General features: G+C 33.4%; 24 protein-coding genes and 2 pseudogenes. 17 read left to right on the top strand and 9 right to left on the bottom strand.

Annotated features, from left to right (window positions below; translation table 11 throughout):
• Positions 1-116 precede the first annotated feature (116 nt).
• The 5 genes from Bandiella_RS06855 to Bandiella_RS06875 all read left to right on the top strand — a co-directional run bounded on the left by Bandiella_RS06855 (position 117) and on the right by Bandiella_RS06875 (position 3,483).
• Positions 117-749 carry a superoxide dismutase gene (locus Bandiella_RS06855; protein WP_323732731.1) on the top strand — a complete coding sequence of 211 codons (633 nt, stop codon included), beginning with the start codon at positions 117-119 and terminating at the stop codon, positions 747-749.
• An 11-nt stretch (positions 750-760) separates the two neighbouring features.
• Entirely contained in the window at positions 761-1,477 is a 717-nt protein-coding gene (locus Bandiella_RS06860) for a Bax inhibitor-1/YccA family protein (protein WP_323732732.1), read from the top strand.
• Positions 1,478-1,495: 18 nt separating this feature from the next.
• On the top strand, positions 1,496-1,726 hold the full coding sequence (locus Bandiella_RS06865) for a GapR family DNA-binding domain-containing protein (RefSeq protein WP_236870122.1): 231 nt from the start codon (positions 1,496-1,498) through the stop codon (positions 1,724-1,726).
• 11 nt (positions 1,727-1,737) lie between these two features.
• Positions 1,738-2,487: a complement resistance protein TraT gene (locus tag Bandiella_RS06870; RefSeq protein WP_323732733.1), complete on the top strand. Its 750-nt coding sequence runs from the start codon at positions 1,738-1,740 to the stop codon at positions 2,485-2,487.
• Positions 2,488-2,556: 69 nt separating this feature from the next.
• Positions 2,557-3,483: an Rpn family recombination-promoting nuclease/putative transposase gene (locus Bandiella_RS06875; protein ID WP_323733336.1), complete on the top strand. Its 927-nt coding sequence runs from the start codon at positions 2,557-2,559 to the stop codon at positions 3,481-3,483.
• 245 nt (positions 3,484-3,728) lie between these two features.
• Here Bandiella_RS06875 and Bandiella_RS06880 read toward each other — a convergent pair whose 3' ends face one another.
• Complete coding sequence (locus Bandiella_RS06880) at positions 3,729-3,965, bottom strand: hypothetical protein (protein WP_323733456.1); 237 nt, start codon at positions 3,963-3,965, stop codon at positions 3,729-3,731.
• A 75-nt stretch (positions 3,966-4,040) separates the two neighbouring features.
• Positions 4,041-4,481 carry a transposase gene (locus tag Bandiella_RS06885; RefSeq protein ID WP_323733476.1) on the bottom strand — a complete coding sequence of 147 codons (441 nt, stop codon included), beginning with the start codon at positions 4,479-4,481 and terminating at the stop codon, positions 4,041-4,043.
• A gap of 175 nt (positions 4,482-4,656) precedes the next feature.
• Between Bandiella_RS06885 and Bandiella_RS06890 the strand changes: the two genes are divergently transcribed.
• The 3 genes from Bandiella_RS06890 to Bandiella_RS06900 all read left to right on the top strand — a co-directional run bounded on the left by Bandiella_RS06890 (position 4,657) and on the right by Bandiella_RS06900 (position 6,250).
• Positions 4,657-5,420, top strand: a protein-coding gene (locus tag Bandiella_RS06890; protein ID WP_323733338.1) for an IS5 family transposase whose coding sequence is annotated in 2 segments (ribosomal slippage) — positions 4,657-5,029 and positions 5,029-5,420 — 765 coding nt in all. Because the reading frame shifts where the segments join, the coding sequence is not laid out codon by codon here.
• 84 nt (positions 5,421-5,504) lie between these two features.
• The gene (locus Bandiella_RS06895; protein WP_323733088.1) at positions 5,505-5,978 is read left to right on the top strand and encodes an IS1/IS1595 family N-terminal zinc-binding domain-containing protein; all 474 of its coding nucleotides are present in this window, start codon (positions 5,505-5,507) and stop codon (positions 5,976-5,978) included.
• Positions 5,882-6,250 (top strand): IS1 family transposase, encoded by a 369-nt coding sequence (locus Bandiella_RS06900; RefSeq protein WP_323733367.1) that lies wholly within the window; start codon positions 5,882-5,884, stop codon positions 6,248-6,250. Before Bandiella_RS06895 ends, Bandiella_RS06900 begins: the two co-directional genes overlap by 97 nt.
• A 216-nt stretch (positions 6,251-6,466) precedes the next feature.
• On the opposite strand, the gene Bandiella_RS06905 is transcribed toward Bandiella_RS06900, so the two are convergent.
• The 3 genes from Bandiella_RS06905 to Bandiella_RS06915 all read right to left on the bottom strand — a co-directional run bounded on the left by Bandiella_RS06905 (position 6,467) and on the right by Bandiella_RS06915 (position 8,627).
• The gene (locus Bandiella_RS06905; protein WP_323733457.1) at positions 6,467-7,744 is read right to left on the bottom strand and encodes a M35 family metallo-endopeptidase; all 1,278 of its coding nucleotides are present in this window, start codon (positions 7,742-7,744) and stop codon (positions 6,467-6,469) included.
• Positions 7,737-8,177 carry a hypothetical protein gene (locus tag Bandiella_RS06910; RefSeq protein WP_323733458.1) on the bottom strand — a complete coding sequence of 147 codons (441 nt, stop codon included), beginning with the start codon at positions 8,175-8,177 and terminating at the stop codon, positions 7,737-7,739. The genes Bandiella_RS06905 and Bandiella_RS06910 overlap by 8 nt, the downstream gene beginning before the upstream one ends.
• A gap of 306 nt (positions 8,178-8,483) precedes the next feature.
• Complete coding sequence (locus Bandiella_RS06915) at positions 8,484-8,627, bottom strand: hypothetical protein (protein WP_323733459.1); 144 nt, start codon at positions 8,625-8,627, stop codon at positions 8,484-8,486.
• Positions 8,628-8,835: 208 nt separating this feature from the next.
• Between Bandiella_RS06915 and Bandiella_RS06920 the strand changes: the two genes are divergently transcribed.
• Entirely contained in the window at positions 8,836-9,309 is a 474-nt protein-coding gene (locus tag Bandiella_RS06920; protein WP_323732479.1) for an IS1/IS1595 family N-terminal zinc-binding domain-containing protein, read from the top strand.
• Positions 9,213-9,581, top strand: coding sequence for an IS1 family transposase (locus Bandiella_RS06925; protein WP_323733371.1), 369 nt, complete (start codon positions 9,213-9,215; stop codon positions 9,579-9,581). Before Bandiella_RS06920 ends, Bandiella_RS06925 begins: the two co-directional genes overlap by 97 nt.
• On the opposite strand, the gene Bandiella_RS06930 is transcribed toward Bandiella_RS06925, so the two are convergent.
• Positions 9,568-10,020 (bottom strand): hypothetical protein, encoded by a 453-nt coding sequence (locus Bandiella_RS06930; protein ID WP_323733460.1) that lies wholly within the window; start codon positions 10,018-10,020, stop codon positions 9,568-9,570. The two genes, Bandiella_RS06925 and Bandiella_RS06930, sit on opposite strands and share 14 nt — an antisense overlap.
• A 58-nt stretch (positions 10,021-10,078) precedes the next feature.
• Here Bandiella_RS06930 and Bandiella_RS06935 point away from each other — a divergent pair, with 58 nt between their 5' ends.
• The 4 genes from Bandiella_RS06935 (at position 10,079) to Bandiella_RS06950 (ending at position 18,718) form a co-directional block, all read left to right on the top strand.
• Positions 10,079-10,288, top strand: a complete 210-nt coding sequence (locus tag Bandiella_RS06935) for an IS1/IS1595 family N-terminal zinc-binding domain-containing protein (protein ID WP_323733461.1) — start codon at positions 10,079-10,081, stop codon at positions 10,286-10,288.
• 454 nt (positions 10,289-10,742) lie between these two features.
• Positions 10,743-12,149 carry a group II intron reverse transcriptase/maturase gene (gene ltrA / locus Bandiella_RS06940; RefSeq protein WP_323732406.1) on the top strand — a complete coding sequence of 469 codons (1,407 nt, stop codon included), beginning with the start codon at positions 10,743-10,745 and terminating at the stop codon, positions 12,147-12,149.
• Positions 12,094-18,213: a hemagglutinin repeat-containing protein gene (locus tag Bandiella_RS06945; RefSeq protein WP_323733462.1), complete on the top strand. Its 6,120-nt coding sequence runs from the start codon at positions 12,094-12,096 to the stop codon at positions 18,211-18,213. Before ltrA ends, Bandiella_RS06945 begins: the two co-directional genes overlap by 56 nt.
• A complete protein-coding gene (locus Bandiella_RS06950; protein WP_323733463.1) occupies positions 18,188-18,718 on the top strand; it encodes a hypothetical protein in 531 nt (176 codons plus the stop codon). Before Bandiella_RS06945 ends, Bandiella_RS06950 begins: the two co-directional genes overlap by 26 nt.
• A 247-nt stretch (positions 18,719-18,965) precedes the next feature.
• Here the strand turns inward: Bandiella_RS06950 and Bandiella_RS06955 are convergent.
• A pseudogene (locus Bandiella_RS06955) lies at positions 18,966-19,451 on the bottom strand (IS6 family transposase); the annotation flags it as partial.
• Positions 19,452-19,970: 519 nt separating this feature from the next.
• On the opposite strand from Bandiella_RS06955, the gene Bandiella_RS06960 reads away from it, so the two are divergent.
• Both Bandiella_RS06960 and Bandiella_RS06965 read left to right on the top strand, forming a co-directional pair.
• Positions 19,971-20,828, top strand: coding sequence for a hypothetical protein (locus tag Bandiella_RS06960; RefSeq protein ID WP_323733464.1), 858 nt, complete (start codon positions 19,971-19,973; stop codon positions 20,826-20,828).
• A gap of 1 nt (position 20,829) precedes the next feature.
• Entirely contained in the window at positions 20,830-22,887 is a 2,058-nt protein-coding gene (locus tag Bandiella_RS06965; RefSeq protein WP_323733465.1) for a hypothetical protein, read from the top strand.
• 21 nt (positions 22,888-22,908) lie between these two features.
• On the opposite strand, the gene Bandiella_RS06970 is transcribed toward Bandiella_RS06965, so the two are convergent.
• Positions 22,909-23,751, bottom strand: coding sequence for a hypothetical protein (locus Bandiella_RS06970; RefSeq protein WP_323733466.1), 843 nt, complete (start codon positions 23,749-23,751; stop codon positions 22,909-22,911).
• A 190-nt stretch (positions 23,752-23,941) separates the two neighbouring features.
• Between Bandiella_RS06970 and Bandiella_RS06975 the strand changes: the two are divergent.
• A pseudogene (locus Bandiella_RS06975) lies at positions 23,942-24,175 on the top strand (DDE-type integrase/transposase/recombinase); the annotation flags it as partial.
• Between the two features lie 152 nt (positions 24,176-24,327).
• Here the strand turns inward: Bandiella_RS06975 and Bandiella_RS06980 are convergent.
• Positions 24,328-24,582: a Txe/YoeB family addiction module toxin gene (locus tag Bandiella_RS06980; RefSeq protein WP_323733467.1), complete on the bottom strand. Its 255-nt coding sequence runs from the start codon at positions 24,580-24,582 to the stop codon at positions 24,328-24,330.
• Between the last annotated feature and the right edge of the window lies 1 nt (position 24,583).

Here is a 24,583-nt window from a genome sequence, read left to right on the forward strand (position 1 = left end):
ATTGAATTTATAGAAACAATATCCTATTATTCAACTTATAGAGCAGATACTAAAAAGATAAATGTTATCTTCTTGGAACCTAAAGGGCTGTAACATTAAAACATAAAGAGGACATTATGAGTATAGCTGAAAGATTAGAGCAAAAAGCTAATGAAGAATTAATGATTGAAGCTCAAACACTACCTTATGAGAAAGATTTATTTGCCCCCACTTTATCAAAGGAAACATTGGATTTTCATTATGATAAACATCATCTAGGGTATGTAACAAAACTAAACAACTTAATTTCCTCAACTCAATATAAAAACAAGGTATTAGAGAGTATTATCAAAGAGTCTCACAAACTAGGAGATGAAGCTATATATAATAATGCAGCACAGATATGGAATCATGATTTCTATTGGAACTCTTTGGCTATAAAAAGTGGTATGTCAGATACTATATCTTCTTTAATCAAGCAAGACTTCAAAAGCCTAGAGAATTTCAATGACAAAGTTGTAGAAGAGGGAATGCTATTATTTGGTAGTGGATGGCTTTGGCTTGTACAGGATAAAAATACTAAAAAGCTAAGATTAATTACCACTTCAAATGCAGAAAATCCACTAACATCAGATTTAATCCCAATTTTAACAATAGACTTATGGGAGCATGCATATTATATAGATTACAGGAACGATAGAAAATCTTATTTAACAAAAATTGTTGGATACTTAAATTGGGATTTTGCAGATAAAAATTTAATTAATTAACACCTCACCTCATGACCATAAATTACATAAACACTCAAACAGAAGCCAGAAGAAATAGCTACGATTTTGGCCTTAGAAAATATTTAATCTCAGTATATCAATATATGTCTTTTGCACTTGCATTAACTGCAATTATTGCAATGGGTGCAGCTAGTTCGCAAGATTTTATGTATTTAGTACATGGCTCAGGTCTAAAATGGGTTGTAGCATTTGCTCCACTTGGGATGGTTTTTTATATGGGAAGTAGACTAATGTCTATGAGCCAAACTGCAGCGCAGACCTGTTTAATGGTATTTGCTGCACTTATGGGATTATCTTTATCATCAATATTTATAGTCTTTACTGGTGAATCTATAGCTAGAGTATTTTTTATCACTGCATCTACTTTTGGTGCTATGGGTATATATGGTCATAATACAAAGCGTGATTTATCTTCTATGGGATCATTTTTAATGATGGGGGCTGTTGGTTTACTTATATCTGGTGTTGTAAATATATTTTTAAAAAGTTCAGCTATTTATTTTATTAGCTCTGTTATAGGAGTAGTAGTTTTCACCCTGTTTACTGCTTACGATACTCAAAGAATTAAATCGCTTTATTATCAAAATCAAGGGAATGAACAAGTAGCATCTAAACTTGCTATATATGGTTCACTTACACTTTATATGGATTTTATTAATCTATTTGTTTTCTTGCTACAGTTACTTGGTGCAAAAAGAAACGATTAATCGCTTAAGGTAAATTTCATGACCAATAAAGAAGAATTATTGCAAATAATAACAAAGTTAGAAAAGCTTGAAGAAGAAAAAGAAGCTGTGTCGCAAGTAATAACAGATACTCTAGCAGAAGCAAAGATAAAAGGATATGATATCAAAATATTAAAACAAGTTTTAAAATTAAGAAAAATGGATAATGATGAGAGGCTAAGACAGGAAGAAGAGCTAGAAACTTACAAAGCAACAATTGGAATGAAATAATGGAGTTAACAATGAATAAAAAAATCTCATCGTATGTAATAATTTTTCTTTTATCCTTAGCAGTATTTAATCTGACTGGCTGTGGTACGACGCAAAAACTGATTAAGCACGGTAAGTTAGAGGTGCAAACTAAGATGTCGGACACTGTTTTCTTAGACCCAATAGACGATGATAAGAAAACTGTAATTCTTCAAATTAGAAATACTACAGACAAAGAAGGTCTTGATATTGAGGCTCAAATTAAATCCGCTATTGAAGCTAAAGGATATAAAGTAGTAAATAAAAGTAAGGATGCCAATATTATGATTCAGGCTAATATTTTACAGGTAGGCAAATCTACTTTAGAAGACCCATTTGCAATATTATCTGGTGGATATGGCGCTACATTTGAAGGTATGGCAGCAGGAGCAATGATAGTTGGAGCAACTGGTGGTTCTGGAAGGGATATGTTAGGTTATGGGTTATTAGCAGGAACTGCAAATGCTATTCTTGATGCGGCTGTTGAAGTAGTACAATACTCAATGGTAACAGATTTACAAATTAGCGAAAAAGCAACAGATAATATTGTATCAGAAACTAGTAATGCATCATTAAAACAAGGGATAAGTGGTTATAAAAAATCAGATTGGCAAGAAAAAACCAATTGGAAAAAATACCAAACAAGAATTATAAGTGTTGCTAAAAAAGTAAATGGAAAATTTACTGAGGCGCAACCTGAGTTGGTAAAAGGACTAGTTAGATCAATATCTGGATTACTCTAATAGTTGGTTAATTTGTGTAGCAAAAAAAGGAAGAATCTAGTAATATTGTGATGATATAAGTAGGCTCTTATGACGATAGTAAAATACTTAAACCCAAGAAATGACATAGCATTTAAGAAGATCTTTGGAACTGAAAAGAACAAGGATATTTTGATGCATTTCTTAAACGATGTAATAGAAAGAGAAGGGAAGAAAGAAATTACAAAAGTAAGACTACTCAATCCAATGCAACATCCTGAACTTATAGGAAAGAAACAGAGTGTAGTTGATGTTTTATGCGAAGAAGAGGATGGAACACAGTACATAGTAGAGATGCAGGTAGCAAAAGTTGGTGGATTTGAGAAAAGAGCTCAATACTACGCAGCAAAAGCATATTCATCTCAAGCTGAAGAGGGGTATAATTATGATCATCTTAAGGAAGTAATATTCTTAGCGATAACAGAATATGAAATGTTTCCAAAGAAGAAGGGGTATAAATCAGTCCATTACACATTGGATAAAAAGACATATGAAAGAGATCTAAAAGACTTCTCATTTACATTCATAGAGCTCAAAAAGTTTAATAAAAGGATAGAGGAATTAAAGAGCTTTGAAGATAAATGGTGTTACTTTTTCAAGTATGCAAATGATCCTGATGATATGGGTGAATTAATCAAAAACAGTGACGAGGTAATTACAAAAGCATACCATGAGCTAGAAGCACATCACTGGACAAAAGATGAGCTACGTGCCTATGAAGCTTCAGAGAAGATTGCTAGAGATAATAAAGCTAGAGAAGCTTATCTTGAGGGCCTTGCAGAACAAGCTGAGCTTAGGGGTATCGAAAAGGGTATCGAAAAAGGTAGAGAGGAAGGTAGAGAGGAAGGTATTAAAAAGGGTAAAATAGAAAGAAATTATGAGATAGCAAAAAACATGTTATCTCATAATATTTCTGCTGAGATCATATCTCAGTCTACAGGACTTAGTATTGACGAGATCAACAACCTGAAGAATTAGCATTGCTAAACAGATATAGCATACGATTGAGAAAGCTGCTATGATATGTACAATAATACAAATAAGGTTAATATATGTCAGAAATAATATGTTGCAAATGCAGAGAAAGTAATTATTACAGATCTGGGAAAGTGAACGGGAAAGACTTTGTTCGGTAGGTTGTGTTTTTCTTTATGGAGGGCATATTATACTATTTTAACGGAACTTTGTTGCATAAATACCGTAGGTAGGTTTTTCGGTATTTTTTAAGCAATACGGATTGTCTTAGGCATCCCAATGCTTTTCATAATATTTAAAATTAGCAGTGATATTTTTGCTTCGTTTTGTTGACCTAAGAAATGTTGTGCTTTAAATTTATTACCTATTATTCGTTTATATCTAGAGAATGTTTCTTCTACTTTTAGCCTGTTCCCATGGTTAATTTGGCCATTACCAGGAGGCCCTATAAATCTCGCGCCCTCAGTGTTTTTATGATTTTGCATAGAAGCTTTTATTCTATTCTTAAAGTAACCACCATCTCCTACAACAGACTCTACTTTATTAGTAGTTTGATTAAATCATTTAGGAGCTACCCCTATATCGCTTTCTCTCAACGTTGTAACTTCTCCAGCTATTATATTCCCATCATCAGTTACACTAATGTGTAATTTACGCCATATTTTCCTAAATCTTCCTTCATGCTTATGCTTTATCCATTCCTGCTCTCCTACTACCTTAATACCTGTACTATCAATGATCATATTAATAGCACCTTTTGGCTTCTGAAAAATAAATTCTACTGCTAATTCTCTTATTCTCCTTGATACTGTTGTATAATCTGGAACCTCCAATTCTACTTTCATCAATTTTAATATTGCTTTTACAAACCCCTCTGTTTGCCTTAATCTCAAATTGAACACCTGTCTTAATATGTATGCTGTTTGTATCGCATAATCTGAGTATTTACGCGGCTTCCCTTTGCTTTTATCCCGCTCTTCTTCTTCATACCATTTTTCTATCCCTTCTTATGTAAACCATATCGTGATATCACCCCTTTTCTCAAGTGATTTATTGTATGCTCTCCAATTCACTACTTTGTACTTACCTTTTCTCAGCTTTTTTTTCCTCATTCTAGATAGTGTCGTCATGAGATTTGTGGTATAATATGAAAGAAAAGATAAATCAGGAGTAAAAATGGATTTAGGGCTACATAGGCATGATATAACAGATAATATGTGGGATTTGATAAAGGATCATTTGCCAGGAAGGGAAGGTACGTGGGGAGGTTTGGCACATAATAACAGAAGATTCATTAACGCAGTATTTTGGATATTAAGAACAGGTTCTCCCTGGAGAGATTTGCCTTCAGAATATGGAGGATGGAAAAATACACATAAAAGATTTTGCAGATGGAGAGACAAAAGGATATGGGAGGCTTTATTGGAGATATTTGTGAAAGAACCTGATATGGAATGGTTAATGATAGACGCAAGTCATAGTAAAGTGCATCCACATGCTTCAGGTGCAAAAGGCGGCAATCAAGATATGAGTCGTACAAAAGGGGGCTCAATACAAAGATTCACCTTGCCGTGGATTCACATGGTATGCCACTCAAAGTTATTATCACAAAAGGCTCAGAAGCTGATTGCAAGCAGGCTGTTAATCTTATTGAAGAGATGAAAGCTGAGTACTTACTAGCCGACAGAGGGTACGATGCTAATTACATAATTGACCATGCCCAAGAATTGGGCATGAGAGTTGTTATTCCTCCTAAAAAGAACAGAATCACCCAGAGAAAATACGATAAAGATTTATACAAAATAAGGCATATTGTAGAAAACACCTTTCTTCATCTTAAAAGATGGAGGGGAATTGCAACCAGATATGCTAAAAATTCAGCTTCTTTTCTTGCCGCAATTCAGATTAGATGCTTATCTCTTTGGCTTAAAATCTCATGACGACATTATCTAGAATTTTCTTCTATTTTTCTTCAGGCTATTTTATTTTTGGGAGTGTTGCCATAAGATAGATAAGATGCTAAAATGAATATAGCGAGCAACAAAGAAAATAGAGATATGAATACAGAGTGTAAAAAATGCAGTAGCAGTAAATACGTTAAGAATGGTAATATTAGGGGTATGCAAAGGTATAAATGCAAAGAGTGTGGATGTAATTTTACAAGCACTAAATTAAGAGGCTGTTCGCCAGAGATGAAGGCTCTGGCAGTGTTATTGTACAGCATGGAAAAAAGTAGCTTTAGATGGCTAGGGAAATTATTTAAAGTAGCTCATACTAGCGTATATAAGTGGATAATACTGTATGCTAAAAAGATACCAAGACCAACAGTGCCGGAAGAATTGAGAGAAGTTGAAATAGATGAGATGTGGCATTTTGTAGATTCAAAAAAAACAAATTATGGATATGGAAAGCCTATAGTAGGGAGCTCAAGAGAGTTGTTGCCTGGGTGGTTGGTAAGCGTAACGTTACAACCTTTAGAAAATTGTGGAAAATCATAAGTAGAGATAATTGCAGTTATTACACAGACGATTGGTCTGTTTATTCAGAGGTTATACCTCGCCATCAACATGTTGTTGGCAAACAACATACACTCTCAATTGAGTCCAATAACTCAAACACAAGGCACAGAATTGCAAGAATGACCAGAAAAACAAAGGTAGTTTCAAAATCTGAAGAAGTTGTCGATCTTACGATTAAGCTCTGGGTACATTTTGAGGATAACAATAATTTCCTAAGTGAGCAGGGCAATTTTATATCTATCTTTGGCTAACACTCTGTTATTTTTTATTCTTACTCTATTTCTTCTTGCTTTTTATTTATGCAACAAAGTTTCTTTGATAAACTTTCCATATTCATAACTATTCATCTCAAAACACATATCATATTTATATAAATATCTTTGAGAATCTTGAGAATAATCACATACCTCAGGGGCTTTAACAATGACATTTATTTTAAACTCCTGTGTAAAAGTCTCTAAGTGCCTTTACACCTCACCAGTTTCTCCTCCCTGAGCAACGTGACCCACTTCATGAGTTAACCAATTGAGTTCTTCATATATCTGTAGACAATCAGCGTTCTTCATATTTGCACCATTCTCAACTCTATCTCCACTCCCATACACACAACTAAGAGTTGATGCGTAATATTTACAAACGTCATAGCCATAAAAATGATCAGAAGAGTGTACTGCTTTGTGACTAGCTTCATGCACTATGACTCCAGACTTCGTATCGTGTGTCTGACCACTAATAATATTAAAATCCTCATTGCTAGCATTAGTCTTAGGATAAGTGGGAGCATTTATATATTGATTACACAAATATATTTTTTCATCGTCCGCAGAGTGTAGAACGAAACCATAAAGATGTAATTTTGGAGTACCGTCTTTTTCATAGCAAAAATCATGCCCGAACACATAATGAACATGTTTATTAGATGATAAAAATTTTTCTATACTATCATAGTCCTTTATTAAGCTATTTCTTACATCACCCGCATTGCCCATACAAAACAGATTAGATGCATGCTTATCCTGGCTAGATAGATGAGTGTAGTCCCAGCTACCAAACCACCACTTTGTAAAACTCCAAACATCCTTAGTTTCTCGTATAGAGATCAATGAAGCTATCGCATTTTCATGCGCCTTTACTGTCGCTTTTTGCATCTGATTCATTTGAGCGTCATTCGCGTTTTTCTGATACTTGTCTAAAAATGAGAAATTAACCTTCTCTGCTGGGGTCATCTTAAAGAGAGGTGAAGATCTAGAAGCATCAGTAAGTTCTAGAAGAAGCCAAGTGAAGTGCGCTTGTTGTTTAGAGTCCATACCGCTTTCCAGAACTATGATAGGACTCTTAACTTCAAGCATAGCAAAGCTTCCTTCAGGGAAATAGCAAGGTGATACGATATAAGTCACATTATAGTGACCCAGCGAGGGAAGAAGATATTCCTTTGCAAGTGAAACATTAAAGTTTAAGGTTCCGCCAGGATGAATCGAAACCATGTTATTCACAATATGCGCAGTTATACCGTGGTAATTCGCGTGAAATTTATGAGCTCCATTAGAATATAGAGCTGTAACAAAGAACGCATCTCTGGCAAGCATATCGCCTTCCTTACCCAAAACAGGATTGAGAATTGTGCATTCCTTATCCGAGTTGTTCTGAATCTTTACTGAAAGCGAAACAGGATCTCCAACTATAAAGGTAAAGGAAGAAGAGTCGCGAGGATTACTTATTTCGGCAGTTATACTCATATTATTCATCGAAAAAAGTTATGTTTTGTAAACAGGCAGATAAGCTCTCATGGTAGTACATAGTGTCATTTTGAAAAATATTTACAGCTCCACCATCTTCAAAATACAGCACATCAACACTGTAGCACACGTCATAAGACCCTCTTGTGATATTATACGCATTCATAAGATCAAGCTGTGTAGAGATTTCTTCTCCGCTTTGCAAAACAAATTTTTGTGGAGAATATTTAGCCATCATACCTATGTATTTTACAACAGCTCCGTTGGAGCTCTTTACATCAAACCTATCCCACAAGAAACCTGGTTTCATTATCACATCATCCTGCAGTACATAGTTTTTATTGCCAGTGTTTTTCAATACTAGAAGAAGAGTCGAAGAGCTAAGATCACTAGCCCCACTCTCTAACCTTAGCGACAGTACCTCTCCCATAACAGTAACCAAAAAGAACAGTTGTTTTTATTTTCCATAAGATCCATTATCGCAGCAAACTCAAAGATCAGAAACAAAGCCCAATTTAAGAGCCTAAGCGATAGTATAAAGCAATTCCTAATAAGATAATCTTTTTCATCTAAAAGACCTTAGAAGCTTAACCTACTTAGTCATTACCCTATAAGGATAAGAGTATTATCTCACTACCTAACTATAATATCAACACCATTTGCAAAAAATTGCAGACTAAATCAACTAGGCTCTGTGGCATCTGTAAATAAGGAGTAAAAGTTTTGAAATAATTTATATATTATTCCATTAAGCAGCTAGTGAAAGAAATTTATCAAAGACAGAATTATAATGATCATTGGCAGCAAGTTGTCCTTTTTTAATCATATGCAAGAGCTCTATTACTGCAATGGTTTTGGCGGCACTTCTAAAGGATTTTAGGCTCTGTCGCATTTGTTGAAAGGGATAAGAACTTTGTTGCATAAATACCGTAGGTAGGTTTTCTCGGTATTTTTTAAGCAATACGGATTGTCTTAGGCATCCCAATGCTTTTCATAATATTTAAAATTAGTAGTGATATTTTTGCTTCGTTTTGTTGACCTAAGAAATGTTGTGCTTTAAATTTTTGGGAGTGTTGCCATAAGATAGATAAGATGCTAAAATGAATATAGCGAGCAACAAAGAAAATAGAGATATGAATACAGAGTGTAAAAAATGCAGTAGCAGTAAATACGTTAAGAATGGTAATATTAGGGGTATGCAAAGGTATAAATGCAAAGAGTGTGGATGTAATTTTACAAGCACTAAATTAAGAGGCTGTTCGCCAGAGATGAAGGCTCTGGCAGTGTTATTGTACAGCATGAGAAAAAGTAGCTTTAGATGGCTAGGGAAATTATTTAAAGTAGCTCATACTAGCGTATATAAGTGGATAATACTGTATGCTAAAAAGATACCAAGACCAACAGTGCCGGAAGAATTGAGAGAAGTTGAAATAGATGAGATGTGGCATTTTGTAGATTCAAAAAAAACAAATTATGGATATGGAAAGCCTATAGTAGGGAGCTCAAGAGAGTTGTTGCCTGGGTGGTTGGTAAGCGTAACGTTACAACCTTTAGAAAATTGTGGAAAATCATAAGTAGAGATAATTGCACTTATTACACAGACGATTGGTCTGTTTATTCAGAGGTTATACCTCGCCATCAACATGTTGTTGGCAAACAACATACACTCTCAATTGAGTCCAATAACTCAAACACAAGGCACAGAATTGCAAGAATGACCAGAAAAACAAAGGTAGTTTCAAAATCTGAAGAAGTTGTCGATCTTACGATTAAGCTCTGGGTACATTTTGAGGATAACAATAATTTCCTAAGTGAGCAGGGCAATTTTATATCTATCTTTGGCTAACACTCTGAAAGTTAACACCTAATTCTCTGATAAAATCACAAAACTCCTTAAGCTCTTCTTGAGTTACCTCTTGGAGCGATGAAATTACCTCAAATGACAATTTACTTATGCTTTCTATATTATTCAAATTTAAATCTGCTAATCCTTTACCAAATGTCTGGTATACCAGTTTAATTTTAATTAATTCTTTTAGCGTTATTTCTACTATGGCTTTACAACTATGAACTTTTATTAGCTCATTTATTATCTCTATGGCGTCTAATAACTCCTCATCAGTTTGTGATTTGATATTAAGATTAAAATCCTTGCAAAACTTAAGTATATTAACTAAATCCTCTTCTTCTCTAACATTGTTATTTAGATCGAAGGAATCAAATATTGCATCTAACCTTTCCTCTATTGCCTCATTATATTCTGTATTGCTAAGCAAACATAGCATACAATTGAGAAAGCTGCTATGATATGTACAATAATACTAATACAAATAAGGTTAGTATATGTCAGAAATAATATGTTGCAAATGCAGAGAAAGTAATTATTACAGATCTGGGAAAGTGAACGGGAAACAAAGGTATAAATGTAAAAGTTGCGGCTGTCATTTTACAATAAATGACAGAATAGAGAAGTATAGCGTAAAACAAAAAATTGTAGCAATCGCGTTGTTTAAAAAAGGCCTTAGCTTAGATAATGTCGTCATGAGATTTTAAGCCAAAGAGATAAGCATCTAATCTGAATGTGCGCCGGGCATGAGGTAAGAGCAAAGGGTTCAAGTCCCTTATGGGCTGAGATAGAGCGGTCCATTAGCTGAGGCAAGGTTAACTTCGTGAGGAGTTGGCTGAAGGAAGCTGACGGCAAAGTAAGGCTGAAACGAACAGAAACTTGGTAGTAGGCCGTTATAACTGGGCAACCTAGCATTAACTGGAATAGCCCGCCTCTATGCGGAAGTGTATAGCGGTAAACCAAGTTCAGCCTTATGGAGGTCTTGCATCTTACCCCGGGAGGCCTTTTATCTAGCTTGAGTATAAGCTACTTTGCTAGCAATAGTAGAGGACAGGATAAAAGGAGTCAGCAGAAGGCATAGTACTTAAGAGAATCGGTACCTCTCTTGAGGAAGGCCTGAATTAGATTTGTTAGGTACTGGAATTTTAATTTTGGAGTTATATGGTAGCAAAAGATAGCAATACCATCCACGGATCAAATAGTGAAGGCAGTACTGGAGCTGTTGATCATGAGGCGCATAGAGTAACTTCAGCAATTAGAATACCCCAGGACCTTGCAAAAGATGTAATTGGGGATGTAGTTAAAACTGCAAATCTCAAAAGTGCCTTTAAAGCAGTAAAACGCAATAAAGGTGCACCTGGTATCGATAAAAGAACTATCAATGAAGTACAAGAGTCCTTAGATGAGATTATCCAAGAGCTCCAATCTTCAGTTATCAACGGTAAATATACTCCTTCCTGTGTTAGAGGAGTACAAATACCCAAGCCTAATGGTAAAACCCGTTTGCTTGGCATACCTACAGTAATTGATAGAATGGTGCAGCAAGCTATAGTTCAAGTTTTATCACCTTTGTTTGATCCACACTTTTCGGACAATAGCTATGGATTTAGACCTAAGCGTTCTGCGCAAGGCGCTATGTCCAAAGCTAAAGAATTTGTAAAGTCTGGTAAATCATGGGTGGTGGATATGGACATAGAAGCTTTCTTTGATAACGTCAATCATGACATTTTAATGTCTCTAATTGCACGCTCTATCTCTGATAAGAAGCTCTTAAAGCTGATTAGATCGTTCTTAAACGCAGGCATGATGCAAAATGGCTTAATGAGCAAGAGAGACCTAGGGACCCCACAGGGTGGACCGCTCTCCCCTCTTCTAAGCAATATCTTGCTTCATGAACTTGATAGAGAGCTTCATTTACGTAAGCACTCTTTCGTCAGATACGCTGATGATTGTAACATTTATGTTACTTCTAAGAATGCTGCACAGAGAGTACTTACATCTATAACGAAGTTTCTTAACAGTAAGCTCAAACTTAAAGTTAATCTTACTAAAAGTGCTACTAGCTCTGTTCAAGACCGTAAATTCCTTGGATTTACATTGTTAACAGATGGCTCTGCTATTATTGCTAGAGAATCTATATCTCTCTTCAAAGATAAGGTTCGCCTTATCACCAAAAGAAGTAGAGGTGTTAAATTTGATACAATAATCAGAGAGTTAAATCAAGCTACGAGAGGCTGGTTTCACTATTTTAAGTGTTCCGACTTTCCAAAGCCTCTGTGGCATCTGGACGGTTGGATTAGAAGGCGTCTTCGTTCTTACAGGATAAAACAGCGTAAAAGAAAATTCTCGATCAAAACTTTTCTAACTGCTCATGGTGTATCTCAGCGATCTAGCTGGTCACTTGCTTGCTCTAGAAAAGGTTGGTGGAGAAAATCTCTATCTCATGCTGCTCACCAGGCTCTCAATTTAAAGTATTTTGAGAGGAACAACCTATTTTCCATGTATACATCTTTTGTTAAACACAAATCTGAAACCGCCGTATGCGACATCGCTTGTACGGTGGTGTGAGAGGGAGATTCAGCAATGGATCTCTCTACTCGATTTTATAGAAGAGAATGTTGAAATAAAAGGAACTATAAGATTAGAGAATAAAGGAAAATTAAAATTAAACCTTGGAGATTACAAATTAATTAATACAACTAGTGAAAACATAGAAGAACTAGTCATTACATCTACTGATTCAGAAGATAATACAGGATTGATAAAAGATATAAGGTTAGATAGTGTTCTGATTAATAAAGGGGTGGTTAAGCTAAAAGGAAATAATGTAGTAGGCAAATTAAATATAGAAGAAACTCAGTTAGATTTAGATGAAAAATCTGAACTAGTAAGTAATGAAGTATTTATAAAAAGTATAAATCGTGATTTTAATCTAATGGGGAAGATTACGGTTCAAGATTCTTTTATTTATAATGGCAAATGTATTACCTTAGATAAAGAAAGCTCAATAATAAGTAAAGATGGAAATATAGAAATAAGCTTACTAAATTGTAATTTGAGTCATAATGGATATATATGGTCAGGGAAGGATTTAAAATTAGAATTAGAAAAAGGATATTTAGCAAATAAAGGAATAATAGGAGCTGATGGAATAGGAAATATTTTGGTAAAAGAGAGTGGAGCTAAGTTAATAAATAGTGGCAGTATTCAAGGTGGAGTTGATTTTACCGTAAGGCTTGAGGCAAATGGAAAAGTAGAAAATGAAAAGGATGGAGTAATTAATGGGAAGGGAAATATTAAAATAATAGCAAATTCTATTATCAATCAAGCAGGTGGAAAGATAAGTAGTGTAAATGGTATTGAATTAGATATTACAAAATTAATAAATAGTGGAGCGATATATTATAAAGAAGGTAAACTTAATATTAGAGATGCACTTATTAATCATGCATTAATAATTGGAGAAGAATTAACTGATATTAAAATGGGAGGAAAGGGTGAGATTCATAATAATGAAAATGCACGGATTAAGTTAGGAGGTAAAGTATATATTGGTGGCAATGACGATAAGAATATAAGTTTACTTAGAAATTATGCGGCAAGTATTGCAATCACAGGAGAAGAACTAACATTAAATGTTGATAAAATTGATAATTTAGCAAGAGAAGAAGGTTATAAAAAAGAAAAATATGATTGTATGATAGTAGATGCAGAGAATAAAGGAGCAACTTACTTTCATACTAGAGACATACAAACTATATCATATATAAAATATTCGAATATTAGATTAGAAGGTAACTCTGTTACAATAAATGGTAAGATTATAAATAAAAGCAGTTTATTCAGTATTCAAGGAAAGTTAGTTAATAACTCAAAAATTAGTATAGAAAACATAGCTAAAAGTCTTGTAATAGAAGAGCATAATATTAGTATGTTTTATTATTGGGAATATTACCCTGGAGACGAGTACATGGTTCCAGTCTCTAATGAGAAATACCTAAGAAATATAGGGGATGATCTAACAAAAAGGGGTAGACAATCAGATTTTATTTTAAAATTTAAATGTATAAAAGCTAGTACGGAAGCATATTTTAATGACAATATAATACAAACCACAGGAAGTAATAGTCAATTTGAGGCATTCTTTAAAAACCCAATTTTAGAAATAATTCTGAGAGGTCAAGAAGCGATCAGATATATAAATGAAGATGTGCAAACAAATAACAATTTTTATAACACAAGAAAAGGAACCACAATATATAAAACCTATCCTTCAACAGTAGCATTTACAGATGTAGAAGGAGCTAGGGTAGCAGGGCTTTCAAATTATGCAGTAGCAAAAAGTGAATTGTCAAAACTACTTGATGAGTTTAAGGATAATAGCAATGCACTGGTACCATATGATTTAAAATCACAGGAGATAGAAGAGTTTAAGCTATCAGCAATTGATATGATGAATAGTCTAAGGAAGGAAGGTTATGAAATAAGATTGGATAATGTATTTAACTTTGGTGGTCAAAGCAGTCAAGAAGCAAGATTTTTAAGATATTTCTTTGAGCAATATAATCCTGGGATTTACAAAGTAAATACACCAAATCAATTAGCAATAGGAGATGGGTCTTGCGGAGATAGTTGTGCACTTGCTGGTGATGGGACTGGGTTAGTTGCAAGTGGTGGATTAGTAACCAATTACATATTTGAAAGTATATTTGAGCTTCCAGGAATGAAACAAAAAGGAACTGCTTATTTACTGAAGGAATTGGGATATAGTACAGGTGATATTATACAAATACTAGCAGACCCTGATTATGAACATGAGGTATTAAAAAGAGCAATCTTTGATAAGTTAGGTAAAGCATATATATGGAATCATAAGAAGAATGATGATGAAGAGTTTGATCAATTGCTTAAGAATGCAGTCACAGCTAAAAGGGATTTAGGGTTAATACCAGGCATAGAATTAACAAGATGGCAACAAAGTGAGCTTGTGGATGCAATACTGTGGCCAGTAAAAGAAAATATAAATGAAATTGAAGCATGGTCTTTAAGATTGTATGTAACAGAAGAGATACTTAAGGATGGTTATAGTAGTGCAACGATAGCACTTAAGGATACAACATTAATTATAGATGAAGATGTATTTAATGGTGGATTGATAGATTCAATAGGAGATACATTTATAGAAGCAAGGAATATTTATCAGCTAAATCAAATTAAGGGAAGTGGTAGTTTAAATGTCGAGGCTAGAGGTAGCTTTATAATGGAAATGCTTGTGAAGGTGATTGAACAATATAGTAGTAACTCGCATAAAGTAAGCTATGTGCCAATGAATAGTCCAGCAGTAGATTTGAGTGGAAGCTTTAAAGTAAATTCTAAAGGAAATATTGGTGTAAAAGGTGGAGAGATAAAAGCTAATACCATTGCAATAGAATCAGGAGATAAGGTAATAGTTATACCAGCTGCAATATATAATAAATTATATTATTCATGGGGTGATGGGTATAGTAGAAGTGAGAGTTTAGAATATGAACTTGCTAGGATAATGGCAAGTGGAGATATAAAGATAGTAAGTCAAAATGGAAATTACTTATACTCACCAATAATTAAAACAGAAGGAGAATTTGAGTTAGAAGCAAAGCTTGGGAAGAATGTAATAGAAGCAGTTGCGAATAAGTATATAAGTGAGAGATATGAAGATGATAGTTGGTTCGTGTTTAGTAGTGAAACATATTCATATAGTAGCATTACGAATATTATAAGACCTTTTATAAGTGCAGCTAAGAAAGTAGTATTTGGGTCATTAGAAGATACAGCAATAAGGGCAGCGATCATAACAACAAGCTCAATGGAGATTAAGACTGGAAAAGATGATATTGTTGGATTAATAAGCTTATTACCTGGTAAGAATATACTGCTAAAAGAAGAGTGGGGAGAAAGTGATTATGTAATAAGAAGCAAAAAATATGTTGGCAAATCAGTATCTGAGGAGATAGTTCCTACAATAATTCAAATTAATAACGACTGTAAGGGGTTAGAAGATGAGAAAAATGTGGTTAAAACTATGGATGGAAAATGTGCCACATTTATAGGCTATGGAAGTGGCGGATGGTTACAGTTGGCAAGTAAGGTAGAGGCTGAGACGATAGAAATAAAAGCACCAAAAGGGATAAAGTTAGTGGCAGCACCAGAATTAGATTTTAGTTATGCGGCTGTAGATAAAAAAGGAATAGGCTTTGCATTTACATCAAATTCAAGAGAGCAAAGTGTAGGGCTTGGGATTAAGGTGAGTAAAAGTAGAGAGACGAGTGCGGAAGCAATACATAGGGTCTCAAGTTTAGTAGGGCATTTTATAACACTAGATACAGATGAAACTATTTATACAGAAGGAGCGTATATAAAAGCAGAGGAAAAGTTAACAACAAGATCTAAACTAGAAATACATGATGTGGTATATGATACTAAGACACATAGCCAAAGGAAAGTAGAAGGGTTTTTAGGATTGAAGTTAGGGATACAAAATAGTATAGCAGGACTTATAGAAAGTGGTAAGAGTGTAGATAAAAGTATTAGGCAAGGTGGGAAAGAAGGAGCGATTAATACAGCATTTGCAGCATGGGATGCATATAATACATTAATGGGTATAGCAGCAGGTGGAGGATTATTCCAAGGTGGAGTATGGTTATCTGCAAGTTATTCAGAAAGCAGTAATGAGTTAGATAAAAGAACAGTTAAGTTTACAACAATAGAAGTAGGAAAAGAAGAAGATGGAAAATTAAAAGAAGGCACATATGAAAGCACAAGTGAGGAGTTGAGATTAAAATCAACACAGATCAAAGCATATGATGCATATTTTAATACAAATAAGCTAACTACAAATACAGCAAATAACGAAGAACATAGAAGATCACAAGGCGGTGGAATAAATATCCAAGTTGGAATGAGTGGAACTGTAGGTTCAAATGTAGGTGGCAATACAGGAAAGCTAAATAGTGACGAGATAGTTCCTATTCATGCAGAAATATATGTAACAAATAGATTAGAGTTAAAAGTAAAGGGACATGCGGATATCAAAGGTACATTTATAGAAGCAAAATCACTTGAAGCAAGCTTTGAGAGTTTAATATTGGAATCAGTAAAAGAGCTAGAAGAAAGCAGTGGTAGGAGCTTTGGATTATCAAAAGGATGGGGTAATAGTGTATCTAAGAACTATGGTGGATCATTTGAAGTAAGTAGTGGTAAGAGAAATGTAGTAAGTAAGTTAACAAGGTTAGTTGGACAAGAAGATACAAATATAATAGTAGCACATGCGCTAGAGTTAAATGGAGCAATGATAGCAAATGCTGAAGTAGATGAAGAAGGGAATTACAAAGATGTGGGTAATTTGATACTTACTGTAGGAGAGTTATTTGTGAAGCATGTATACGATAGTGATGAGGGGCATACTCTTGGAGCAAGTATTAATTATATAACTGAAAACAAAGGAAGCGATGGAAAGATAAGTAAATACGGAGTTGTGATTGGCGGAAGAGATGGGGATGGATATACATTTGCGACAATAGGAAAAGGAGAAGTCAAATGTACAGAAAGTGAAGTTAATAAAGTATGTGAAATAGAAAAAGCAAATAGAGATGTAAGTAAGACAAGTAGCTTTGATTATAATTATAAAATAGAAACAATAAGAGCTAAGTTTAGCTCTTTAAATGAAGAAACAAAGAAGAAGGCAATAGAAAATCTAAAATCTGGAAAGTTCTTTGAGAATATTGCAACTAGCTTTATGGATGCAGTTGGTGAGGTTGGGGAAGCATTAGGTAATATATTGCCAAATAAAGAAAGCATCACACAAGATGAGAAAACTAAATTTAATCCCAAGGATCAAGTATTTACAAATAATAAATATGCAAGAAAAAATACTCTAGATGAATTATCAGAAATAGATCAAAAAATTTTAGAAAAATATCCAGAACTCAATGGTGATATATATAAAAAATTATCAATTATTAGATTAGCACATCACTTAGAAAGTAATAATTTGGTATTAGATAGAAATGGCGCAATTGATACAGCATATGCAGCAGTATCGAAGTATATGTCAGAAAATCCAGTGATTAGACCAGCAGCATTGCCATTAGCGGCGATGGGAATTGGTCAGGCAATAAGAAGCTGTGCGACAAGTTCTGCATGCGTAAAAGCTGTTCTGGAAATTTCAATAGGAGCTGCAGCTTGGCTTGGAATTAAAATTACAACAGATAAGCTTAATGAAGAATCTTACAAAGATAGCAATGATGATATTTCTAAAGATAAGCAGCAAACTCAGCAAGAGCCAGGAACAGCAGTAGCCTCATCAGGAGCACCTGATCCTGATGATGACTTCGATCCTGATGAAGAAGAAAACCTAAATAATGAAAAATCTACTAATCAACTTAATCAAGAAATAAAAAAAGGACAAGCTCCTAAAGAAATAAAAAGGGTCGATAAAGCTAATCCTTTTATAAAAGGACAAAAAACACATGTTCATTTTAATAACGGTGCTGCTTTAAATAAAGATGGGACATGGAGAGAAGGATTTATAAAACTAACAAAAAAACAAAGATTATGGTTACAAAAAAATGGATGGAAATTACCAAATGATTAAATTTAATAACATAGAAGACTGGTTTAATAAAATACAACCAGAAATAAAAAAATCTAAATCAGTTGATATAGATTTAGACTATTTCTTAAAGAGAAATAAGGACCCTCTTTGCTTTGTAAAAAAGGGTATTGTAATGTTAAATGAATTAGTAGTTTTATGTAAAAAAAAGGGCATTATAGAAGATTACATGCCGTCAATAATTATTCCATTAAAATGCATTAAAGCTAGTAACATTGCAGTATTCAATTCGAATAATTTTGATTTAGTAAACGAAATAGACAGTATGAGCCCAGGTGATATATGTTTAATTAATCGTGATGAAAATAAGTATTATGTCATGTTAGAAGAATATAAGTATCCTCTAAAAATAGAGTTGCCAATAAAATTAAATAAAAACTGCAAAATTTATTATCATTGCTTTCGTAATGAAGAAGAATTAAAGCATAATTGGGAATTCTATAGATATATAAGCATAAAGCATTATACAGATAGGCTTATTAATTAAAATGAAGCATACAAAAAACCCTAGTGAAAATGGCAAAAATAATCATGAAGAAAAGGACTCTAAAAAATAGGTAAAATCGTATACAAAAAACAATTATTTTTTGTATGGAATTAAGTTACAAAAAAAATAAAAATTTTATTTACTCTTTAACTGCAGCTTGTTATAGTAACTAAAACTAAACCGGTTTACTTGCTATGGCACCGTCAAGTTAATGGAGGTAAGGGCGTGACAGAGCATCTTTTTAAAATTATGCAGCAGCTATGGATTGAGCGGCGTGATCCCAAATAGATTTAGCTTCGAAAAACATTTCTTTTTGCTTGCTAGAACTGTTAATATACCTGCCCACATCTACTGAAAATATGTTCCTTATTTTTCCCATCAAAGAAAGAGTTTGCTGTACCCCAGAAGGAGATTTGAATTTTATTAGGCATTTCTCTTTCCTGCGTGTTGGTTGGTGTGCATTTTCAACCCTATTATTTAATCCTTTATGGCGCCTATGCTCTGTTTTAGGGCACATTTCTTTTATAGGTTTGGTATAGCTTTTTAATTTATCTGTCACGATTACTCTGGGTACTGGATTTGATTGTAATAATCTTGATAAAAACCTTATCGCAGACTTTTTATTACGTCTGGTCTGTAGGAAGACATCTATCTCATATCCATCTTCATCTACAGCTCTCCACAAAATAAAATATTTACCGTTAATTTTAATGCTCATCTCATCCAAATGCCATTTATCCTTTGCTTTCCTCTACTTCTTCTTGATTATATCTAAAAACCTTTTTCCAAATTTAATACACCATGCTCTTATCGTTTCATGGCTTACTTCTATACCCCTTTATAACAACTCTTCTGCTACGTCTCTATAACTCAAATTAAATCTGTGGTACAACCAAACTGCATGTCCTATTATCACCATTGGATATCTGTATCTGCTCGCTCTTTCTTCCATTGTTTTTCTATTATTTTTTATTTTGCTCCAATTTACTATTTTTTCCCTCTTCTCTCAATACCTTTTGCACCTCAACTTTTTTAACTTGACGGTGCCATCTGATATCCAAAATGGAGAGTTTTCAAAAAGCTAAATCTATCTGTGATGATGCCGCTATACAGGCTTGTTCTGTCTAAAATAGACTTGAATATAATACTCTTATACTCAATGAAACTTAACTTGACGGTGCCAAAAGTTCTGTTGACATTAATCGCCGCTTTTTATACTATCATATAAAATTGTATAAACACGATTTAAGCTATGAAAAGTTCTGAATTAACGCAATTAACGCCTCAAAAAGCACATTCTCTTGAAATTGAAAAATATATTGAATCTTACGGTAAAATTATATCTACATCTGAGTTACAGGCTTTGCCTAAGCATGATCAATTCATGGAATTGTGCACAAGCCAAGAACTGAATAACGAATATAATGCTGTTAGTAACGGCTACGATTATTTAATTAATAAATTTTACACAGACCTTAAGCATTTTCACGAGAGATCTACGCTACTTTTTCAAAGTGGCAAGCAAGATTTTGATGTTAAGTTTAATGAGAACATAATATATGGCCATAACGCAGATAATCCTGACCAAAAGCCACTTTCATGCTCTCATTCGGATAAGTACTATAACATTATGCACATATTTTTTCAATACTTGGCGATAAAAAATGAAAATTTTAAATTTGAACAAAACCCTGGACTTTTTTTCTCTATTGGGAAAAAGTCGTATTCGGCTTATTCTATGGCCAATATCTCAAAATATTTTCAAATTTCTGCGTACGTTAATGGCCAAGCAAAGCAGCTAGATTTTTATAAAGAAGATAGTTCTGCTATTAAGACCCCCATAAAAGACACTTTTAAAGCCTTAGATGATTATATGAATGGTATAAAATTGTTGCTAAATCGAGATATAAGAGATGAGGGATCTATGTGTGAAACCATTCGAGACAGCGAGCCTTATACACAAGCGATGGTCTGTATCCAACATAATAACGTTGTTGTTAACGCAAATGCGCCGATGAATTACAAAAACTGCTATGCTATCATGCAGTGGATTAATGTGCATCCAGAAATATGTGGTAATTATACCGAACTAACAATAGAAGATCTATAAAATGGTATCGAGCATCATTAATTGTAAAAAATATAAAGATTCTAAGGCATTTGTCCCTAAAGATTATTCTTTAAAAAGCGTTAAGGCAACGGATAAGTTGTTACAAAACATTGTTGATTCAATGTTCGTAATTAAAAGTACTGACAGTAATGTAGTATTAAATGAAGATTGCTTAAGCCTATCTAGTGTATTAGTAAAATTATTGGATTTTGATGAAATAAAAAATGTAGACGCCCCTTCATTTTTTAACATTTCGTATAATTTATGTAGACTAAGTGAAGTGGTATCAGAACGTGATTACTATTCTTTTTGCGTTAATTTAACAAAATCTGATAAAACTAAGGATTTATTGCTTGGATTCAGTGCACTGATAAATGCTGAAGGAGATAAATATTGCAACCTAAAGTATGATGTTTTTAAAAAAAATGATGCACAGTTCGCAAAATTATATACTCTATGCGGCGATTTCTATTTTTTCTCTACTTTATTAGACGATGCTGATAATTGGTATCAACGCTCCTACTCTATAAATGGAAATTCTTATTCTGCTTCTCAATTGGGTGTTATACACATAGCTAAAGCAAAGACAGAAGAGGATGTACTGAAGGGCTGCAAATATCTTCAATATGGCTCAAGCTATTCAGAATTAACAAAGGCAAGGTACTTGCTTTACACCTATAACAGCATTTGCTTCGATGAAAAGATCTTTACTTCTATTCTAAAAGATCTGGGAGATGAAACGCCAGTCGCTTTGTGTGTCAATTACCATCTTATCCATCAAAATATAGTGATCGATGATTCATTTTTTTCTTTTGATAAGATGCTGTCTTTTTTTGAGAAAGATAGTTGTATAAAACATTACTATTTATATCATAATATACTTTATGGCATAGATTTAGGAATTGAGAGGGTTACATTATCATCAGCCTTAGATGAGATTTTTGATGTATACCTATCATCTAGATTGCTTTATGCAAAAGTTATAATAAATGATATTAATTCAAACATCAAAGATAAATTGAATTTTGAATCTGACAGATCGTTAGGTCAAAGTAGTTATATAGGCCCGAAGAAAGATATAAAAGAAAGTTATGAAAAGGTTTTGCAAAAAAAATATATAGTTAATAATGCTGAGTTAAATAAGCTCTTACCAAAAGACACTGCGAATCTTAAAGATGTTTCTGCGTTTACTAGAAAGTATTTAACTTTATATCATCCAGATAAACTAAAAGACTACCAATCAAAAATCGATGATATAGAAAAGGAGCAATTCTCCAAAGAAGATATTTATGTAATAAACTCCTATAATAACGCTCTCAAGAAGGATCAGGTTAAAACGGTCATAGAATGTGGGTGGTTTTATTGCTCAGAAGTTGTTAAATTTACTGAAGACAGATCTTTCTTATCGATTGATTATTTTTACAAAAGAAACGAAGAGTTATTTTTAAAACTAACAAATATTACCAGTCTCAATTTTGATAACTCTATTGAATACTCGCCATACAGTATCATGCAATATAAAGAATATTCGTGCAAGTTTTTAAAAGAGTTACTAAAAATCGTTATTAATTTTAAAAAGTCCTTTCCTTTAGAGGCGCGTGAGATTTCAACTGTGTCTGATAAATATTTTGAAAGTATAAACGTTGCCTTTTCCACATCTATTAATGGACGGGAATGCTATAACTCGATTGGGTATGATTTAATAGATCTTGCATTTGAACAAAAAAACTTAGCCTTAATAAGGCAATATTTTGATCACTTTTCTCAGTACTCGGCTAACCTCAAAGGTTGTGAACAAAATTTTCATTACTCACTAGATTCGTTGCTAAATGGCGTCTCAAGAAATGAGGAGGTTACTTATTCTAATTGCCCAAGATTTGAATATATAGCTAGACTATATAATGGCAATACTGCAATAGACGGCCTAGAGGTAGAATTAGATTTATACCTTTCATGCGAGTATTATAATCAATCTCAGCTTGATAAATCTGATATAAAAGAAGAAATAGGATACGAGCAATGGCTAATATGTGAACCTTACTTTACAGAAGACTTATAGTCATTAATATCTGGGCTAAGTCTAATAAGAGAAAGAAATGCCAGCCATTAAGTTAGCTATGGCTCCTCCTTTTGTATTAAATCTACATAATTTAAGATCTATACTTGTATTTTCATTTACAGGAAATTCTACGCCTAATCCGTATTTGATTCCGAGTCCATATCTTTTTTCTTTATTTACTAATTCTCTTTTTTGATCTACCTTATAAACACTCTCTATACTATAGGATATAGAGCTGCCTATCAGAACATATGGATTAAATTGCACTTGGTACAATTTATTAGTAACTAGTATTTTGGCTATAGGTATTTCCAAATCCAATCCCAGTCTATAATCAGCAATATAAGAAACGAAAGACTGAGTGGTTGTGAGTAGTTTAGACCCTTTATTATATCTTTTTAATCTATCTGCGAAAATATACCTATCTACTGCCATATCACAAATTGGTTTTGTTAGTATATAATGATCATTTAAAATCCATGGGTTTTCTTTTTTAGTTATATTTGATACTATGCACATAGTGTAATAAGCTAGTACTTTATATTTTTTAGAGATATAATGAGATGGAAAGTATTCTGCAATATCTATATCTGAAGTTGTACTATAATGCCTGCTCGAAAAATTCCTACCTGCTGATATGGAAAGCCAATATTTATTGTTTATTGGGATTTTTAATGCAGCCTCCGTTACATTTTTGCCCGCTGTTAACTCATACTTATTTTTAGCCCTTATTTTATTAATTTCTTGCAAACTAGTTTTATTATTGAAATTAAACTCATATGTCAAATCTATATCACGCATTGAAGCTTTGGCAGCTTGATAATTTATCAATATCATAAATAAGGCGTATATATAGTGTCTCATATAGATTGTAAATAATGATAATTATAGCAATATAACAAAACTTACGCTATGCTATATTTTCGGTTCTGTCGCATCTGTGAAAATTCAGTGCAAAAAGTGAAAAGTGAAAATTTCAAAGTGCGGAAAATCGGGAGTTAAAAATTCTTAATTTTTACTTTTTATTTCAAAAATTAACAGATGCGACAGAACCTCTAATACTTCTGCTTTGAATTCGATCAATAAGCCATTATCTAAAGAAGACCAAATAGAAATTAGGCATAACAAATATCTAAACAATAGGATAGAAGGCGATCACAGATTTGTAAAGAAACGAACTAGACCGATGCTTGGTTTCAAATCCTTTAGAAGTGCCGCCAGGACTATTGCAGGAATAGAGCTCTTGCACATGATTAAAAAAGGACAACTTGCTGACAATGACAATTAGGTTCTGTCGCATCTGTGAAAATTCAGTGCAAAAAGTGAAAAGTGAAAATTTCAAAGTGCGGAAAATCGGGAGTTAAAAATTCTTAATTTTTACTTTTTATTTCAAAAATTAACAGATGCGACAGAACCAATATCAGCGTATCATAGAGAATTCTAGTAGTGATAACGGCATTGAATGATGACTAGTTGATCATTCTCAGATTTGTAAACTAGCCTATGTTCAGCATTAATCCTTCTAGACCAATAACCGCTCATATCAAACTTTAGTGATTCTGGCTTGCCAATTCCTTGAAATGGATGTCGTAAGCAATCTTTGATTAAGTCATTAATCCTTTGTAAGGTCTTTTTATCGGTTTTTTGCCAAAACAAATAATCTTTCCAAGCATCTTCAGAAAAAACAATGGTCATT

It is taken from the genome of Candidatus Bandiella woodruffii, from assembly GCF_034359465.1.
GTDB lineage: Bacteria > Pseudomonadota > Alphaproteobacteria > Rickettsiales > Midichloriaceae > NDG2.

What these genes read in the sequence shown, in the direction of transcription:
- Bandiella_RS06970 (WP_323733466.1), bottom strand. Translation starts at nt 23,751, where the DNA reads ATGAGACACTATATATACGCCTTATTTATGATATTGATAAATTATCAA.
- Bandiella_RS06930 (WP_323733460.1), bottom strand. Translation starts at nt 10,020, where the DNA reads ATGCTATGTTTGCTTAGCAATACAGAATATAATGAGGCAATAGAGGAA.
- Bandiella_RS06950 (WP_323733463.1), top strand. Translation starts at nt 18,188, where the DNA reads ATGGATGGAAATTACCAAATGATTAAATTTAATAACATAGAAGACTGG.
- Bandiella_RS06935 (WP_323733461.1), top strand. Translation starts at nt 10,079, where the DNA reads ATGTCAGAAATAATATGTTGCAAATGCAGAGAAAGTAATTATTACAGA.
- ltrA (WP_323732406.1), top strand. Translation starts at nt 10,743, where the DNA reads ATGGTAGCAAAAGATAGCAATACCATCCACGGATCAAATAGTGAAGGC.
- Bandiella_RS06920 (WP_323732479.1), top strand. Translation starts at nt 8,836, where the DNA reads ATGAATATAGCGAGCAACAAAGAAAATAGAGATATGAATACAGAGTGT.
- Bandiella_RS06870 (WP_323732733.1), top strand. Translation starts at nt 1,738, where the DNA reads ATGAATAAAAAAATCTCATCGTATGTAATAATTTTTCTTTTATCCTTA.
- Bandiella_RS06980 (WP_323733467.1), bottom strand. Translation starts at nt 24,582, where the DNA reads ATGACCATTGTTTTTTCTGAAGATGCTTGGAAAGATTATTTGTTTTGG.
- Bandiella_RS06875 (WP_323733336.1), top strand. Translation starts at nt 2,557, where the DNA reads ATGACGATAGTAAAATACTTAAACCCAAGAAATGACATAGCATTTAAG.
- Bandiella_RS06960 (WP_323733464.1), top strand. Translation starts at nt 19,971, where the DNA reads ATGAAAAGTTCTGAATTAACGCAATTAACGCCTCAAAAAGCACATTCT.
- Bandiella_RS06915 (WP_323733459.1), bottom strand. Translation starts at nt 8,627, where the DNA reads ATGCGACAGAGCCTAAAATCCTTTAGAAGTGCCGCCAAAACCATTGCA.
- Bandiella_RS06905 (WP_323733457.1), bottom strand. Translation starts at nt 7,744, where the DNA reads ATGAATAATATGAGTATAACTGCCGAAATAAGTAATCCTCGCGACTCT.
- Bandiella_RS06895 (WP_323733088.1), top strand. Translation starts at nt 5,505, where the DNA reads ATGAATATAGCGAGCAACAAAGAAAATAGAGATATGAATACAGAGTGT.
- Bandiella_RS06865 (WP_236870122.1), top strand. Translation starts at nt 1,496, where the DNA reads ATGACCAATAAAGAAGAATTATTGCAAATAATAACAAAGTTAGAAAAG.
- Bandiella_RS06855 (WP_323732731.1), top strand. Translation starts at nt 117, where the DNA reads ATGAGTATAGCTGAAAGATTAGAGCAAAAAGCTAATGAAGAATTAATG.
- Bandiella_RS06860 (WP_323732732.1), top strand. Translation starts at nt 761, where the DNA reads ATGACCATAAATTACATAAACACTCAAACAGAAGCCAGAAGAAATAGC.
- Bandiella_RS06965 (WP_323733465.1), top strand. Translation starts at nt 20,830, where the DNA reads ATGGTATCGAGCATCATTAATTGTAAAAAATATAAAGATTCTAAGGCA.
- Bandiella_RS06880 (WP_323733456.1), bottom strand. Translation starts at nt 3,965, where the DNA reads ATGCAAAATCATAAAAACACTGAGGGCGCGAGATTTATAGGGCCTCCT.